The organism is Methanosphaera sp. WGK6 (genome assembly GCF_001729965.1).
In the GTDB taxonomy this organism is placed as follows: domain Archaea; phylum Methanobacteriota; class Methanobacteria; order Methanobacteriales; family Methanobacteriaceae; genus Methanosphaera.
The window spans coordinates 23,121-38,791 of the sequence record NZ_JRWK01000014.1; the positions used below are offsets into that span (position 1 = coordinate 23,121).

General features: G+C 26.2%; 15 protein-coding genes. 12 read left to right on the forward strand and 3 right to left on the reverse strand.

What is annotated here, in order from left to right:
• Window positions 1-5 precede the first annotated feature (5 nt).
• Together NL43_RS07080 and aroE are read right to left on the reverse strand one after the other, a co-directional pair.
• A complete protein-coding gene (locus NL43_RS07080; protein WP_069593352.1) occupies window positions 6-875 on the reverse strand; it encodes a TatD family hydrolase in 870 nt (289 codons plus the stop codon).
• Between the two features lie 104 nt (window positions 876-979).
• Entirely contained in the window at window positions 980-1,831 is an 852-nt protein-coding gene (aroE, locus tag NL43_RS07085; protein ID WP_069593353.1) for a shikimate dehydrogenase, read from the reverse strand.
• 392 nt (window positions 1,832-2,223) lie between these two features.
• On the opposite strand from aroE, the gene hisS reads away from it, so the two are divergent.
• From hisS to NL43_RS07145, 12 genes are all read left to right on the forward strand, one after another.
• Window positions 2,224-3,504, forward strand: a complete 1,281-nt coding sequence (gene hisS, locus NL43_RS07090) for a histidine--tRNA ligase (RefSeq protein ID WP_069593354.1) — start codon at window positions 2,224-2,226, stop codon at window positions 3,502-3,504.
• Window positions 3,505-3,513: 9 nt separating this feature from the next.
• Window positions 3,514-3,903, forward strand: coding sequence for a phosphoribosyl-AMP cyclohydrolase (gene hisI / locus NL43_RS07095; RefSeq protein ID WP_371325646.1), 390 nt, complete (start codon window positions 3,514-3,516; stop codon window positions 3,901-3,903).
• A gap of 11 nt (window positions 3,904-3,914) precedes the next feature.
• On the forward strand, window positions 3,915-5,774 hold the full coding sequence (locus NL43_RS07100) for a PINc/VapC family ATPase (RefSeq protein WP_069593355.1): 1,860 nt from the start codon (window positions 3,915-3,917) through the stop codon (window positions 5,772-5,774).
• An 11-nt stretch (window positions 5,775-5,785) separates the two neighbouring features.
• On the forward strand, window positions 5,786-6,550 hold the full coding sequence (locus NL43_RS07105; protein WP_069593356.1) for a sugar phosphate isomerase/epimerase: 765 nt from the start codon (window positions 5,786-5,788) through the stop codon (window positions 6,548-6,550).
• Window positions 6,551-6,568: 18 nt separating this feature from the next.
• Entirely contained in the window at window positions 6,569-7,075 is a 507-nt protein-coding gene (endA, locus tag NL43_RS07110) for a tRNA-intron lyase (protein WP_069593357.1), read from the forward strand.
• A 26-nt stretch (window positions 7,076-7,101) separates the two neighbouring features.
• A complete protein-coding gene (locus tag NL43_RS07115; RefSeq protein ID WP_069593367.1) occupies window positions 7,102-8,190 on the forward strand; it encodes a tryptophan--tRNA ligase in 1,089 nt (362 codons plus the stop codon).
• Window positions 8,191-8,262: 72 nt separating this feature from the next.
• Entirely contained in the window at window positions 8,263-8,808 is a 546-nt protein-coding gene (locus tag NL43_RS07120) for a stage II sporulation protein M (RefSeq protein WP_256365397.1), read from the forward strand.
• Window positions 8,809-9,066: 258 nt separating this feature from the next.
• A complete protein-coding gene (locus tag NL43_RS07125; protein ID WP_069593359.1) occupies window positions 9,067-10,653 on the forward strand; it encodes a DUF6508 domain-containing protein in 1,587 nt (528 codons plus the stop codon).
• Window positions 10,654-11,210: 557 nt separating this feature from the next.
• Window positions 11,211-11,843 (forward strand): cobalt transporter CbiM, encoded by a 633-nt coding sequence (cbiM, locus tag NL43_RS07130; RefSeq protein WP_069593360.1) that lies wholly within the window; start codon window positions 11,211-11,213, stop codon window positions 11,841-11,843.
• A 1-nt stretch (window position 11,844) separates the two neighbouring features.
• Window positions 11,845-12,132: a PDGLE domain-containing protein gene (locus NL43_RS07135; RefSeq protein WP_069593361.1), complete on the forward strand. Its 288-nt coding sequence runs from the start codon at window positions 11,845-11,847 to the stop codon at window positions 12,130-12,132.
• Between the two features lie 190 nt (window positions 12,133-12,322).
• Window positions 12,323-13,108, forward strand: a complete 786-nt coding sequence (gene cbiQ, locus NL43_RS07140; RefSeq protein ID WP_241776237.1) for a cobalt ECF transporter T component CbiQ — start codon at window positions 12,323-12,325, stop codon at window positions 13,106-13,108.
• A gap of 141 nt (window positions 13,109-13,249) precedes the next feature.
• On the forward strand, window positions 13,250-13,996 hold the full coding sequence (locus NL43_RS07145; RefSeq protein ID WP_069593363.1) for an Ig-like domain repeat protein: 747 nt from the start codon (window positions 13,250-13,252) through the stop codon (window positions 13,994-13,996).
• Window positions 13,997-14,448: 452 nt separating this feature from the next.
• On the opposite strand, the gene NL43_RS07150 is transcribed toward NL43_RS07145, so the two are convergent.
• Window positions 14,449-15,546 (reverse strand): GTP-binding protein, encoded by a 1,098-nt coding sequence (locus tag NL43_RS07150; protein WP_069593364.1) that lies wholly within the window; start codon window positions 15,544-15,546, stop codon window positions 14,449-14,451.
• Window positions 15,547-15,671 lie beyond the last annotated feature (125 nt).

Genomic DNA, 15,671 nt, shown 5'->3' on the forward strand with positions numbered 1-15,671 from the left:
TTTTTTTATAGAGTTAAATCAACATCATATATTTTTTCAATATTTTCTTTATGAATAATATATGCATCTTCTTCGGACATTAAACCTTTTTTTATATAATCAAGGGTTCTTCTAGGTACTGTTCTAGGTCCTAACACACGTCCAGGATAATGAGGATTATCCATATAATCCGTTTCCATTAAAAATGTGGGTTTTATATTATTTGAATGTGTTTTCTCCAATACTTCTTTTATTAACTTTTTACTTGCATTTACAGATGATGTTATACCATGTGTTTCACTTGGTAAAACTTCTGAATTTGAATAATGTTTAATAATTTTATAGGATGATATTTTTGTTTTCTTTGCTAAATCATATAATTCATTATATGTATTAGCATTTGCTTCTTCCATATGTAATTGTACTGGACAATCAATATCACTTGCCAAGTTTAGTGCATATTCTAATATTTTGTTATGTTCATCAAGTATTTCTTTATTTACAGGATAATGTGGTCTTCCTATTTCACCTATTGCTACTGCTTTTTTATCTAACACATATTTTTTAGCAAGTTCTAAGTTTTCAAACATTACTTTTTTAGCTTTTTTAATAGAGTAACCTTCTTTAATCATTTTATCATATGCTATTGGATGAATTCCTAATATTGCAAATGCTTGAACTGGTGTTTCATTGTTTATTTTTTCAACTGATTTTATTGTTATTTGCATTGCTTTTTTATGATTATTTGGTTCGGTTGGATTTAAATCCCATGTTGGTAAGTTGGGGACAAACATTGTTGTTCCACCAGATCTGTTAAATAACATTGCTGTTTTAACTGGTCCTAGAGCACCTATTGGATTTACATGAATATGATTATCAGTAATTGGTATTGACATATTATTATAATTTGAATATACTGTTTAAAATAATGATTAGTACATACATATTATTTTTTTAGCAAGATTTGATTTGAAAAAAAAAGATAGAAATAGTTAAATATTTATTTTTTTAGATGTTCAAGTAATGGTTTTTCGAAGGATTCGTAAGAAGGTGTTTTTCCAGTGAATATTTCAAATGCTATTATTCCCTGATTTATTAGCATATGTGTTCCAGGTATTGTCTGAGCACCGTTTATTTTTGCTTGTTTTAGAAGATTTGTTTCAAGTGGATTATATATAATATCCATTACTGTATGTTGTGTACTTATATTATTTGTATCTATTGGAGGTTCTACATCATGATTTGGATACATTCCTATAGGTGTTGTATTTATTATTATATCCACATCATTTATAACCTCATTTGTTTTAGCTATTGGTTGATATGATATATTTTGGAATTTTGTTTCATTTATCAAATTTTTCATTAGTTTATCAACATTTTCTTTACTTCTATTTGCAATTACTAAGTCATCAATTCCTTCATTTATTAATGTAAATGTTATTGCCTTTGAGGCACCTCCTGCTCCTATAACAAGTACTTTTTTATTTTTTAGATTAGTGTATTTTTGTATTGATTTAATTGCTCCTAATCCATCAGTATTATATCCCTTTGCAATTCCATCTTTAAAACTAATTGTGTTTACTGCATTAATTCTTCTTGCTGTTTCATCAATTTCATCAAGATAAGGTATGATTGTTGTTTTATGAGGGATTGTTACATTTAATCCTTTTATATTCATTGTTTTTGCTGCGGTGATTATGTTTTTAACATCTGCTGGTTGTACGTGAAATGGAACATATTTATAATCCATATTCATTTGAGTATATGCATTATTATGCATAGGTGGTGAAAAGCTATGTTCTATTGGATGACCTATCACTCCAGTTATTAATGTTTTTCCAGTTATCATAGAAAATCTCCTTTTTTAAATTGAAAAATTATTATATAATAAAATATATATCTTTTATATAATTTGTAGATAATTATTAAATCTCTATTTAAATAATTAGTTAGTTTTAAATTTATTGAATTAATTATTTGGATAGATGTTTACTATTATTATATAGATTGTCGTGAAAATTAATTTATTATTTAGTACATTATTCATAATTATTTTAAAAAGTTTTTATAATTTAAAGGATATTTGTATGCTTTTTTATATGATAAGTTAATTTAATAAATTATTTTATTACATTAGTTTATTTATTCCTAATTTAATTATTATGTGTGATTATTCTAATATATTTAAAATAATTTAGGGGAAAATAACAGTGATTAGTAGTTAGTAGGAAGTAATAATTTATGGAATTTAAGAAACCAAGAGGAACTCGTGACTTTTTATTTGAAGATATGGAAGAACGTAAATATGTTGAAAATACTATTAGAACAGTAGTTGAAAATTATGGATTTAAAGAAATAAAAACACCTATTTTTGAAGATTTAGAATTATTTACTGCAAAATCAGGAGATGGTGTTAAAGAAGAAATATATCATTTTCAAGATAAAGGAGGTAGAGATTTAGCTCTTAGACCAGAATTAACAGCAAGTGTATCTCGATTATATGACAATAACCTTCAAAAATCAGCAAAACCATTGAAAATGTACTATTTTGGAAGTTGTTTTAGGTATGAACGACCACAAGCAGGAAGATATAGGCAATTTTGGCAATTTGGTATAGAAGTTATTGGAGGAACACCAATATATAATGAAGCTGAAATTGTTGCAATGGCTAATGAAGCTTTAAGTAAATTAAATATTAAAAATTATGAATTTGCAATAGGACATTTAGGTATTATAAAAGGAGTTTTAAATCACCTGCATATTTCATCAGAAATACAAACACAAATTATTGCAAGTATTGACAAAGAAGATTATGAATTACTAGATAATTTATTAGATGATTGTAATGTTAGTGAAGAATACAAATCTATAATTACAAGCATAATAAATGTAAATGGTACACTTGAGGACTTAATTAATATTAAATCATTAGTTAAGGATATTGAAGATAGTTTAAATGCTGTAGAAAATCTTGAAGAAATTCTTAAAACAATTGAAGCATTTGGATTTACTGATTACACAGTGAAATTATCTATTGCAAGAGGACTTGATTATTATACTGGTTTAGTATTTGAAATATATGTACCTGATCTTGGTGCTGAAAAACAAATTACTGGTGGAGGAACATACAATCTTACAAGTCTTTTTGATTCCGAAGAAGTTGAATCAACAGGTTTTGCATTTGGATTTGATCGTATTATGGAAGCATTCCATAGACAAAATATACAAATACCTGCAAGTTCTACACCAAAAGTACTTGTAATTCCAGTGAAAAAGGAATTTAAATTAGAAGCTATACGAATTGCACAAGAATTAAGAAAAGAAAATATAATAACTGATATTGACCTTAAAGGTAAAAAACTTAAGAAAAATTTATCCTATGCCAATAATCATAATATCAATAAAGTAATCATGATTGGTCAACAAGAAGTTGAAAATAATACATTAACAGTTAAAGATATGGAAAGTGGTGAACAAAGTACAATACCACAAACAGAAGTTATTGAAACTATATTAAATTAGGTGCTCCATATGATAAAACCCAACTTCCGACATGAAATTAATGGAAAACAATTAGCAATATGTATAGCACAAGACTATAAAACAGGACAAGTTTTGATGGTTGCTTATATCGATGAAGAAGCATTTAATAAAACGATAGAAACACATAAAGCCCACTATTATAGTACTAGTAGAAACAAGATATGGTTTAAAGGTGAAGAATCAGGACATATACAAAATGTAAAAGAAATTCTTATAGATTGTGATGAAGATGCTATACTTCTCAAAGTAGAACAAAAAGGAGGAGCATGTCATACAGGCCATTACTCTTGTTTCTACAAACAAGTAACACCTAATGCTTCAAAAATAATAGAAATAGAAGATACGCTATTCAACCCAGACAACGTATATAATCATTAGGAGTGTAAAATATGGTAAAAATTGTACCAGATACAAGTATAATTATAGACCAACAAGTAAGTCGTATAGTTCAAGAAGAATATGAGGATGCTGAAATACTAATACCTGAAGCAGTACCTTCTGAAATAGAAAATCATGCAAATAAAAGAAAAGAAATTGGATATCAAGGTCTTGAAGAACTAAAAGAATTAAGACATCTTAGTGAAGAAGGAATCATAACCTTAACATATGTTGGAAGAAGACCTAAACTTGAAGAAATATCTATTGCAGGTGGTGGAGAAATAGATGCAATGATACGTGATATTGCACGAAAATATCATGCAATTTTAATGACTAGTGATAAACTTCAAAAAGAAATAGCAGAAGCACAAGGAGTTAAAACACATTTCTATAAAAAAGAAATAGAACCAATACAAACCAGTCCAACAGAACTGGAAACATATTTCTCAAAAGATATATCTTCAATACATTTACGTGAAAATATTACACCCATGGCTAAAAAAGGAACTCCTGGACATGTTGAATTAGTAGAATTAGATTATATTCCACTCAGATATAGAGATTTAGATAGAATTGCAAAAGAAATAATTGAACAATCCAAAATAAGACATGATTGTTTTATTGAAATTGATAAAAAAGGAGTTAAAGTAATCCAATTTAACGACTTACGTATTACTATTGCAAAACCACCATTCTCAGATGGATTTGAAATAACTGCAATAAAACCTGTGAATAAACTAGATTTAGAAGATTACAACATATCAGATAAATTAATTGAACGTTTATCCAATGATTCAAAAGGAATATTAGTTGCAGGATCCCCTGGAGCAGGTAAATCAACATTTGCACAAGCACTAGCTGAATATTATCATTATGATATGGATCAAATAGTAAAAACAATGGAATCACCAAGAGATTTGAATTTAGATGATAATATAACACAATATGCTCCTCTTGAAGGTGATATGGAAAATACAGCAGATATATTATTACTTGTAAGACCTGATTTCACAATATTTGATGAAGTTCGTAAAACAAGAGATTTTGAAATATATTCTGATATGAGATTAGCAGGAGTAGGTATGGTAGGTGTAGTTCATGCAACAAAAGCTATTGATGCAGTACAGAGATTTCTTGGAAGATTAGAATTAGGAGTAATCCCATCAGTAATTGATACAACAATTTATATTGAAAATGGAGAAGTTGCAACAGTATATTCAATAGAATTAACTGTAAAAGTACCAACAGGAATGCTTGAAGCAGATTTATCAAGACCAGTTATTGAAATAAAGGATTTTGAAACTGGAGAATTATTCTATGAAATATACACTTATGGTGAACAAACCATTGTAATGGACATTAATAAAACAGCAACCCAACAAGAAAAAACAGAAGAAGAGAAAAGTCCAGTTAGTAGAATTGTTGAAAAAGTTATTAGAAAAGAAGTTAATAAAGTTGCCCCTAATGCAATTATGGAAGTTTCATTAATATCTGAAAAAAGAGCACTTCTTGAAATTGATCCTGATCATACAGGAGCAGTAATTGGTAAAAATGGTAGAACAATTGCTAAAATTGAAGAACGTGCAGGTATTAGTATTGAAGTAGAAGAACTTGAAATAAAAGATATTGATACTAAAATACCAATAAATGTAAATGTTTCTGGAAATTATTTATCATTAAACTTCAATAAAGAAGATATTGGTGCTAGTTATGATATTATTGTAGAAGATGAATATTTATTTACAGCTACTGTTGGTAAAAAAGCAAATATACGACTTAAAAAGGATATTGAAATGGCTGAAATTATTATAAAGGCTATGAAAAAGAATGAACCTGTATATGCAAGACTAAGAAATGAAGATTTATATTGAAGGTGACTAATTTGAAAATAAGTGTTTCTACATTAGGATTATATCCTGCTAGAATAGGTGATGTATTAGAGTTCATAACTAAACAAAACTTAGAATATTTAGAAATCGTTGAAGAATACCCTTATGATAACTTAACCAATGATGATTTTTCAGCATATGATGTTGGATTAAGTATTCATTCTCCTATGTCTGATGTTAATATAGCATCCCACGTAGATAAAATAAGAGACATATCTATTGAAGTTATAACAAATTCATTTAAAACTGCAAATAAATTAGGAGCCACACGTGTTGTTGTACATCCAGGTACTATTCCTACAATGGCATTGAAATATCCTGAAAAAATATTAGATTATAATACAGCATCTTTAACTAAACTACAAAAAGCAGCAGAAGAATATGGTATTATGATGTGTGTAGAGAATATGCCCTTGTATGATCGAATGTTATACCAAAATATTGATGTTTTATTTGATTTTGTAGATAATCAATTACACTCTGGAATAACTATGGATGTTGGTCATGCCCATACTAGTGCTTTTAGTGAAGAAGAAATGTTTAAATCAGATAATATTCATCATGTTCATTTAAGTGATAATGATGGTTCATCAGATATGCATCATCCACTAGGAACTCATGATATTAATTTTCCAAAAATATTTGATATTCTTAAACAAAAGAAATATGATGATATTTGTGTAATAGAAGTATATTCAGTACAAGGTGTTTTAAAAAGTATTGATTATCTTAAAGATATTGGTATAATAAAGAAATAAGGATGTGATATTATTCCAATGTATTCAGTATTAACTAATGATCGAGTTATTGTAACCGATGAACATGCTCATAACCTATATAATAAAAGATATTATGGTAATTTAACAGAAACAGGACTTGAATTATCATTTATTGAAGCTTTATTTTTATTGACAAGAGCAAAAATTGAAATATTTGATAAAAAAGAAAATCAAGTAACTATTGAAGATTTAACTAACATTGTAAGAGAAAAACATATTTTCTCACATTATCTTGTATATAAAGATCTTAGAATTAGAGGATATATTATAAAAACAGGATTTAAGTATGGTAGTGACTTTAGAATATATGAGCGAGGACATGCCCCTGGTGATGGACATTCCAACTTCCTTGTTAAAATATTATCTGAAGAACAATCAATTAAGGTAAGAGATTTCTCAAGTTATGTTCGTGTAGCACATGGAGTACGTAAAACATTACTACTTGCAGTTGTTGATGATGAATATGATATAACATATTATAATATTGAATGGACAAGACCTTGAAAAAATAAGGAGATGATAAAATGAATATGATAGATCCATGGGGTTCTTCAATTATAGATTATGAAAAACTAACAGAACAATTCGGTATTAAAGAATTTAAAGATGTTGTAAGTGAAATACCTGATGCTAGTAAATTAATGACTAGAGGTATTATCTTTGGACAACGAGATTATAAAAGAATTACTGATGCTTTAAACAAAAAAGAAGACTTTGCTACCATGACAGGTATGATGCCTAGTGGTAAAATGCATATTGGACACAAAATGGTTGTTGATCAACTTAAATGGTATCAAAAGAAAGGTGCAGATTTATATTTATCAATTGCAGATATGGAGGCCTATGCTGCTAGAGGAATAAGTAAAGAAAAATCAAGAGAAATTGCATTGAATGAATATATTGTAAACTATATTGCATTAGGTCTTGATATTACCCAAGATAATGTTCATTTATATCTTCAATCTGAAAATGATGATGTTAAAGATCTAGCATATACTATTGGTAGAAAAGTTACATTTAGTCAAATGCGTAGTATTTATGGATTTGATAATAGTACTAACATATCCCACATATACACACCTCTTTTACAAGTAGCTGACATATTACATCCACAATTAGAAAAGTACGGTGGACCAAAACCAGTGATTGTACCTGTAGGTCCTGATCAAGACCCCCATATTAGATTAACCCGAGATTTAGCTACAAAATTTAATGAAGAATTAGGATTTATTGAACCTTCTGCTACATTCCACAGATTTATGACAGGACTTACTGGTGATAAAATGAGTAGTAGTAAACCGAAGAGTGCTATTTATCTTACTGATTCAATTAAAGATGCTACTAAAAAAGTTAAAAGTGCAAAAACAGGAGGACGTGAAAGTCTTAAAGAACAAAAAGAACTTGGTGGACAACCAGATAAATGTTCAATATATGAATTACTTGTATATCATTTAATTGATGATGATAAACAACTCGAAGAAATAAGAAATAAATGTTTATCTGGAGAAACTCTTTGTGGTACTTGTAAACAATGTGCTAGTGAATTATTAGAAGATATGTTTGAAAATCTTGAATCAAAACGTGAAGAAGCTCAAAAAATTGCTGAATCATTATTATAACAACATTACAAATAAAATATGATTACTATGACAATTAATATTATAAAACAAGTAACGGATAATTACCATAGAATGAAATATCATATTTTATTGTCTTTTATTATTTTTTTAGGATTTATGGTTCTTAGTTATTATTATCCTCATTGTTTTGAAATTCTAGTCACATATAAAATTAATCCTAATGCTCCACAACATGTTCCTTTTGAAACTATTCCCTTATTAATGAATAATATTTTCGTAATTACTGGATTAATATTAGGAGGAGTTTTATTTAGTATTCCAACATTATATTTATTAATATATAATGCATCATTAATAGGTTATACTGGATTTTATACAGCTACAATTTATTATATTATTTTCATGTTACCTCATGGAATTTTTGAATTTATTGCATTAATTCTTGCAGGAGCTATTGGTTTTAGAATAACTCATGCCTTAATTATACTAATTAAAGGTATTATTGATATGAAACCAAAAAAACATGTGAAAATAGCTAGTTTCATGATAAAAGATTGTATTATGATTCTGATAATTATAATAATACTATTAATTATAGCTGCTTTTATTGAGGCTAATATTACAATACCATTAGGTCAACATATACTTGGACTTTGAATCCCACCCATTATTTTTTTATAAAAAAAAATTATTAATCTATTTTTAATTAAAATTATTCAAGAAACTATGGTAAAACAATACACATATTGATATTAGTTATAAAATATTTAAATAATAATTTTAATATAATATTATCTATATTTACTATAATTCTATTAAATATTAAACTAATAATATAAAAGTTATGAATATTAAATATAATAAAAATAAATAGAATTTAGAATAAGAAGAATAAATTATTGAGGTGTATTAATCATGGATGAAGAATTACAAGAAATATGGACCAATTATGATAGACAAACCGTATTTAATTATGTAGAAACAAGATTACATCATTACCTATTTACTAAAATATTTAAAGATGAAGCAGAAATAATGAGTAAAATCATTGAAATTGATGAAAGAGAATTAGATGGATTTAAAATCGATTACTTTTTAAACATTCCAGAAACTCAAGATTTAATAAAAAACTTTTCCAAACTTGAACTAGAATTAGAAGGAAAAGATTTAACAAAAACACCCTACCCTGAAATTTTAGGACTCATCAAATACATGTTTGAAAATGTTAAAAACAATGACATGAATAAAATAAGTAATAAAAATTTTGATGTTGATAAACTTAATACTATAAATAACAGTATTCTTTCCAATAAAAAAGAAATATCTGTTATATTAAAAAAAGATATATTTCAAGAAGTTAAAACTCCAGACATTATTGACATAAATTTACTAGAAAATGCTTGTAAAAATACAGATACGATATATAATTTAGCAAGAGTTTATGAAGTATATGATGAATTATTTGTATTCCCAAGTAAAATTGAACTATATAATACAATAACTAAAAAAATACTTATAGCAATGAGTAATGATAAATTATTTGAATTATATGTATTACTTAACACATTAGAAGTTCTTGAAACAACAAAAGGAACAATTACATTCCAAAAAGCAGGAGTAAGAGAATTAGCAGAATATTATCTTCAAATTGAAGAAAATAATATGGAACATACGACAGTTATGCAAATATTCTTCCATGATTTACCTGAAGAATTAGATGCTAAATTTAAGCCAATACTTAAATATCCATACATCTGTCTACGTATGCAAAACACTGTTAAAGCACGTAATCTTACACGTACTAGTTATTTACTTCTTGAAATCGAAAGAATTACAGATAATCAAATTAAATACAAATGTAAAGCAACAGAAGATATACGCAATATCCTCGTAGTATGGGATCATAGATTATTTAATGATGAAAAATCACATATCAAAGTACTGGATTATAAAACATTACAAATGGGACTTAACAAATCATTTGGTAACATATTCAAATTCCCTAATATTGAAAATGTAGATGCAGTACTTGAATACATACCATATTTTGAAAATCATGAAAATAAATTTGTAATTGTTGAAAATGGTGAACGTTACTATGATGAAGAGGCTGATTTCTTCAAAGATGATTTGTATCAAGAAAATATTTACAGAACATTTGATAACCTTAAAGATTGGGAAGAAAAAGGTTGGAAATATATTAACAATCATGAGTTAATTAAACGACTTGACCTTTTAACAATTATGAAAGTAATTTATCTTATAATGCAAAAAGAAAACACTCGTCCAGGATTTTTAGGAACACTCATGGAAGATGGTACTATTCTCACAATTCTTAAAAGACTTGAAGAAATTAGAAATGTTAATGAAAGTGAAATTACTGAATTGTATTCACCATATAAAAAACTTAAATGTTGTCCAATACATGATCCAGATTTCTATGCTGAAAAAGAACAAGAAATGGATGATTTACTCTCAAGAAAAGCAGATGATTATGAATAATCATTAAAATAACCACCTTTTTCTTTTTTTATTTTAAAATTTATACTACCACACAATTTTACTAACCCATAATATACTATAAAAAAATAATACATTTAAAGAAATTACTATAAATACTAGTATTACATTAATACAAATTTCCCTTATTTAAATCAAAAAGTAATACATATAAAATAATTTTAAAGAAAATAAAATAATAATACCCACCAATACATGAAAATAAGCTTATATTATAAATTAAATTAGATAAGTTTAAATAGAACAAGTAATAAATACAATATTATAAAAATAATAATATTTTAAAAATTAGTATTACTATTATTAATTTTATTTATCAAAAACAAAAACAAGTTTTAAAAGGTTATTTTTTTAATCATATTAAAATCCCCAAATAATAATATGATTAAAAATAATTTTGGTGTGAACAACCTTTTGTATAAAAAAATATAATCTCAAAAAAATATAATTATACAATATTATATTTATAAAAATAACAATATATCTTTTTTTTATTTTGATTGAACACACCTCCCTTTTAAAATAGTGGAGATGAAAAAATGCATATACCAGATGGTTTTATATCTCTTCCATTATGTGCAATATTATATATAATTGCAATAATAGCAATATATTTATCAGCAAAATGGAGTAGAGAAAATTTAAATGAAAAATACATACCACTACTTGCAGTATTATCTGCAGGAATTTTTGCAATAATGTCATTTAATTTACCAGTTCCCTTCGGATCTAGCGGTCATTTACTGGGAGCTGCATTAGTAGCAATAATTTTCTGTAGTCCTTATGCTGCAATTTTAGTGTTAACAGTTGTACTTTTAATACAAGCACTATTCTTTGGAGATGGCGGTATCACAGCTCTTGGAGCAAATATCGTAAATATGGGTGTTGTTGGTGGATTTGTAGGTTATTATGGATACATATCACTTAATAAAATAATTGGAAAATACCCTAGCGTATTTATAGCATCATGGGCTGCATGTTTTATAGCAGCATTAGTTGCTGCTATTGAAATGGCAATTAGTGGTACATTCCCATTAGATTTAGGAATATTTTATATGGGAGGATATCATGCCATGATTGGACTTATTGAAGCAGTGATTACTGTGATAATTATAAAAGGAATAGAATCAGTACGTCCAGACTTATTAGCATGGAATAGAAAAGGTGAATAATATGAATACAAAAAATGTTTACATAGGAATATTTGCTATAGCAATAATTATTTGTGTATTATCACCATTTTTAGCTTCAGGAGATCCTGATGGACTAGAAGCATCAGCCGAACATTTAAATCCAGATGCTTTAGAAGAAGAACAAGTTATAAGTCCAATTATGCCTGATTACACATTAGAAAATATGGAAGATAATCCACTAGTAGGAGTAGGTTGTTTAATTATTGGTGCTATAATATCTGTAGCATTAGCTTATGGTGTGTTTTACCTAATAAGTAATAAAAATTAACACAACCCCTTCTCTTTTTTAAAATATCATATACTACCCAATTTTAATCTATTTTTAACTAAGTACTCAAAATTATTTGAAATAAACTAAATATACATTCCTAGTTTAGTAGTATTATATTTAAATAATAAATAATACATAATAATTATACAACTAAAAATAAGATAAAGGAGGTGTTAATATAGTAGGTATTGATGAATTAAGACAACAAGAATATTTATCAAACCAAGATACAGTACTACATAATATAGATAGTAGAATAAAATTAATTGTACTTGTTCTTATTATATTATTTGCAGTTTCATCTAATAATTACATAACTTTCATCATGTTAGAATTATATCTGATAAGCTTAATCTTAATATCACGCATACCCCTGAAAGATGCACTAATTAGAGTTCTCGTTATATTACCTTTCGGATTATTTATTGCTATTTTCCAACCATTTATACAACCAGGTGAAATAATATATACTTTACCATTAGGTATTAACATTACAATAGAAGGTATTGTATTTGCAGAATTACTAATGGCAAGATTAATAATAAGTATAACATCAATTGTACTATTTTCATATATTACACCTATGAAGGATGTCGCTGAAGCATTTAGAAGATTACATTTTCCAAATGAATTTGCTATGATTTTTTCATTGTTTGTTAGATTCATATTTTTATTTTATGATGAACTTACAAGTATACGTCAATCACAGACCAGTAGATGCTTTGATTTTAGAAATAAAACACCTTACACATGGAAATTAAAACAAGTAGGTTATTTATTCCTTATGATGTTCTTAAGAGCATATGAACGTGGAGAAACTATTTATAATAGTATGGCAAGTAGAGGTTATACTTCAGAAAGTAAAATATATTCATCTAACAATAAATTATCATTAAATAGTATATTATACCTAATCATACCAATTATATTAATAATAACACTTTATTCACTACAATATTTTATGATAATTTAATTTTCTTATTTTTTTATCTACTTTGAAAATTTAACAATAAATATTATAAAAATTAAAAAACAAATATTATAATTAAATATATAAAGATAACTTTTTATCATTTCATATAATTTCTAACTAATAAATCAATGAGTGAAACAAATGGAATCTAAAATAAAAATAGATGATATTATAATATATAAAGGCGAAATGGGAGTAATAACATTTGAAGTAACAGATGAAAACAATAATCCTGTTGATGGTAAAGTTGTTATAAAACTAAACAAGAACACAATTGTGACTAGCAACCTTAAAGAAGATGGTACTTTTTCACAGAAATGTAATTTTAGTAAACTTCAAAATTCTGAATATGATATAGAAGTTGTATATGGTGGAAATAAAGTGTGTGAACCAAGTACTGCTCAAGCAAAACTTTATATTAAAAAAGCAGAATCAATTATTTTATCAATAAATGATATACAAAATGCTAGTTATCGTTTAACTAGATGGATTGATATCAATAAAAGATTACCTGGAAAAATATTAATTAATGAAAATCAAGTAAGTATAGGTAACTTTTTAGCAATATTAGCTACAACCATCAAAAATATAAATAAAAATAAGTTAGATGATATTAAAATAACAGAAATTGGTACACCAAAAGTATCTCGTGAAAGTATTACTGAAACAATACTCATATCCCAAGAAGAATACATGCCAATGATAAATGAAATTATCAATTTTATTGATGAAAATAGAGAATCCCCATCCACTATTGAAACATCATATGGAAATATAGGGTTTATGAATCTAGCTTATACTCTTGCAACAATTGTTTCTAATAGTTCAGATACAGGTATTCTTTCAGGCATATATGTACGACCTTGGAAGAAAATAATTACAAAATAATTTTTCCATATTTCTTATTTTTTTTATAAATTTAATTTATTGCTAAAAATAATATAACTCAAAAATATTTTTTCTAATTCTAGTTGATTACTGATATTTAATATAATATAAATTATATTTTTATGATTAATTATTAACGAAAGGTAATTATTTCAAAAAAAAGAGTTTAATCAAGATTAAAATGATTTTATTTATATTTAAAAGTAATTTTTAATATAGTTTTAATAAAAATAGTTATACGAATCATTAAAAAAAACATGTGACTATATAATTTTTATTATATAGAAATTATATGTTAATCACAAATTTTTTTAAAATAATATGTTTTGTGGGTACAATTAAATATTGTACATAAGTAACATATAAATTATATTCAAAAAATATTAAAATTTACATTAAATTCATTAAATTTACTTTAATAAAATGATAAACTATTTAAAAAAAGAAGTGAATTATTTTTTTATAATAATTCTTACAATATCATGATCAGATAAAACATGATCCAAACCTACTTTTTGACCAGGGAACTTTACTGAATCACCCCATACTTTAGCATATTTAAAGTTTTGTACAAAATCCCTGTGTAATTTACGACAAACATCTTCTATTGTAGATCCCTTTCTTATAATTAATGGTTCATCCATATCTGCTTTTTTACCTTGAGGTTTAAGATATAATCTTATTAAATCAAGATCAACAAATATTCTTTCTTTAAGTTCATCCATCATTACACCATCATCAGCAGATACAAATAATGCATTAGGTAGTTCTTTTTTAAGTTTATCTAACTGTTCTTTTGATGCAATATCTATTTTATTTACTACAATAGTCATTGGAATATATGCCCTGTTTGGTTCCATTGCATCTATAAATCGATCTATTGTAACATCTTCCCGTAGTACAACATCTGCACTATGAATACCATATTCACTTAAGATTGAATGTATGGTTTTTTCATCAAGATGAGTTAATTCTACTGTAGAAACAATGTTTAAACCACCCATTTTCTTTTTAGATACTTTAACATTAGGTTTCTTTTCATTAGGCCGTACACCAATATTTCTAACTTCTTCTAAAATAACATGCATATGTTCTGGTTGGAAAACATCAAGGACCATTATTATTAAATCTGCATTTCTTGTAGCAGATAATATTTCTCTACCTTTACCCTTACCTTTAGATGCTCCTTTAATAATACCTGGAATATCTAATATTTGAATTTTAGCATCCTCATATTGCATAATTCCAGGTACAATATCTAATGTTGTAAATTCATATGCTCCTACTTTTGAGTTAGCATTAGTTAAATAATTTAATATTGTTGATTTTCCCACTGATGGAAATCCAAGTAGTACTGCAGTAGAATCTCCACTTTTTCTTACAAGAAATCCTTCACCTTTAGTACCAGAACTATTACGTTTTTCAATTTTTTCTTTAAGTTGAGCTATTTGAGCTTTTAATTTACCTATATGGTGTGATGTTGCCTTGTTTTTTTGAGTCTTTTTTATTTCCGCTTCTATCTGTTTAATTCGATCCTCTGCTGCTGACATATTTTTCACACAATACATTTCATGAAATATTAATAATTACCAAATAATTTAAATTTATTTTATTTAAATATAAGATAAAATTAGTTATTTAAAAAGTTTTATTTTATATCTTTTTTTTGTTTTTT

What these genes read in the sequence shown, in the direction of transcription:
- NL43_RS07080 (WP_069593352.1), bottom strand. Translation starts at nt 875, where the DNA reads ATGTCAATACCAATTACTGATAATCATATTCATGTAAATCCAATAGGT.
- aroE (WP_069593353.1), bottom strand. Translation starts at nt 1,831, where the DNA reads ATGATAACTGGAAAAACATTAATAACTGGAGTGATAGGTCATCCAATA.
- hisS (WP_069593354.1), top strand. Translation starts at nt 2,224, where the DNA reads ATGGAATTTAAGAAACCAAGAGGAACTCGTGACTTTTTATTTGAAGAT.
- hisI (WP_371325646.1), top strand. Translation starts at nt 3,514, where the DNA reads ATGATAAAACCCAACTTCCGACATGAAATTAATGGAAAACAATTAGCA.
- NL43_RS07100 (WP_069593355.1), top strand. Translation starts at nt 3,915, where the DNA reads ATGGTAAAAATTGTACCAGATACAAGTATAATTATAGACCAACAAGTA.
- endA (WP_069593357.1), top strand. Translation starts at nt 6,569, where the DNA reads ATGTATTCAGTATTAACTAATGATCGAGTTATTGTAACCGATGAACAT.
- NL43_RS07115 (WP_069593367.1), top strand. Translation starts at nt 7,102, where the DNA reads ATGATAGATCCATGGGGTTCTTCAATTATAGATTATGAAAAACTAACA.
- NL43_RS07120 (WP_256365397.1), top strand. Translation starts at nt 8,263, where the DNA reads ATGAAATATCATATTTTATTGTCTTTTATTATTTTTTTAGGATTTATG.
- NL43_RS07125 (WP_069593359.1), top strand. Translation starts at nt 9,067, where the DNA reads ATGGATGAAGAATTACAAGAAATATGGACCAATTATGATAGACAAACC.
- cbiM (WP_069593360.1), top strand. Translation starts at nt 11,211, where the DNA reads ATGCATATACCAGATGGTTTTATATCTCTTCCATTATGTGCAATATTA.
- NL43_RS07135 (WP_069593361.1), top strand. Translation starts at nt 11,845, where the DNA reads ATGAATACAAAAAATGTTTACATAGGAATATTTGCTATAGCAATAATT.
- NL43_RS07145 (WP_069593363.1), top strand. Translation starts at nt 13,250, where the DNA reads ATGGAATCTAAAATAAAAATAGATGATATTATAATATATAAAGGCGAA.
- NL43_RS07150 (WP_069593364.1), bottom strand. Translation starts at nt 15,546, where the DNA reads ATGTCAGCAGCAGAGGATCGAATTAAACAGATAGAAGCGGAAATAAAA.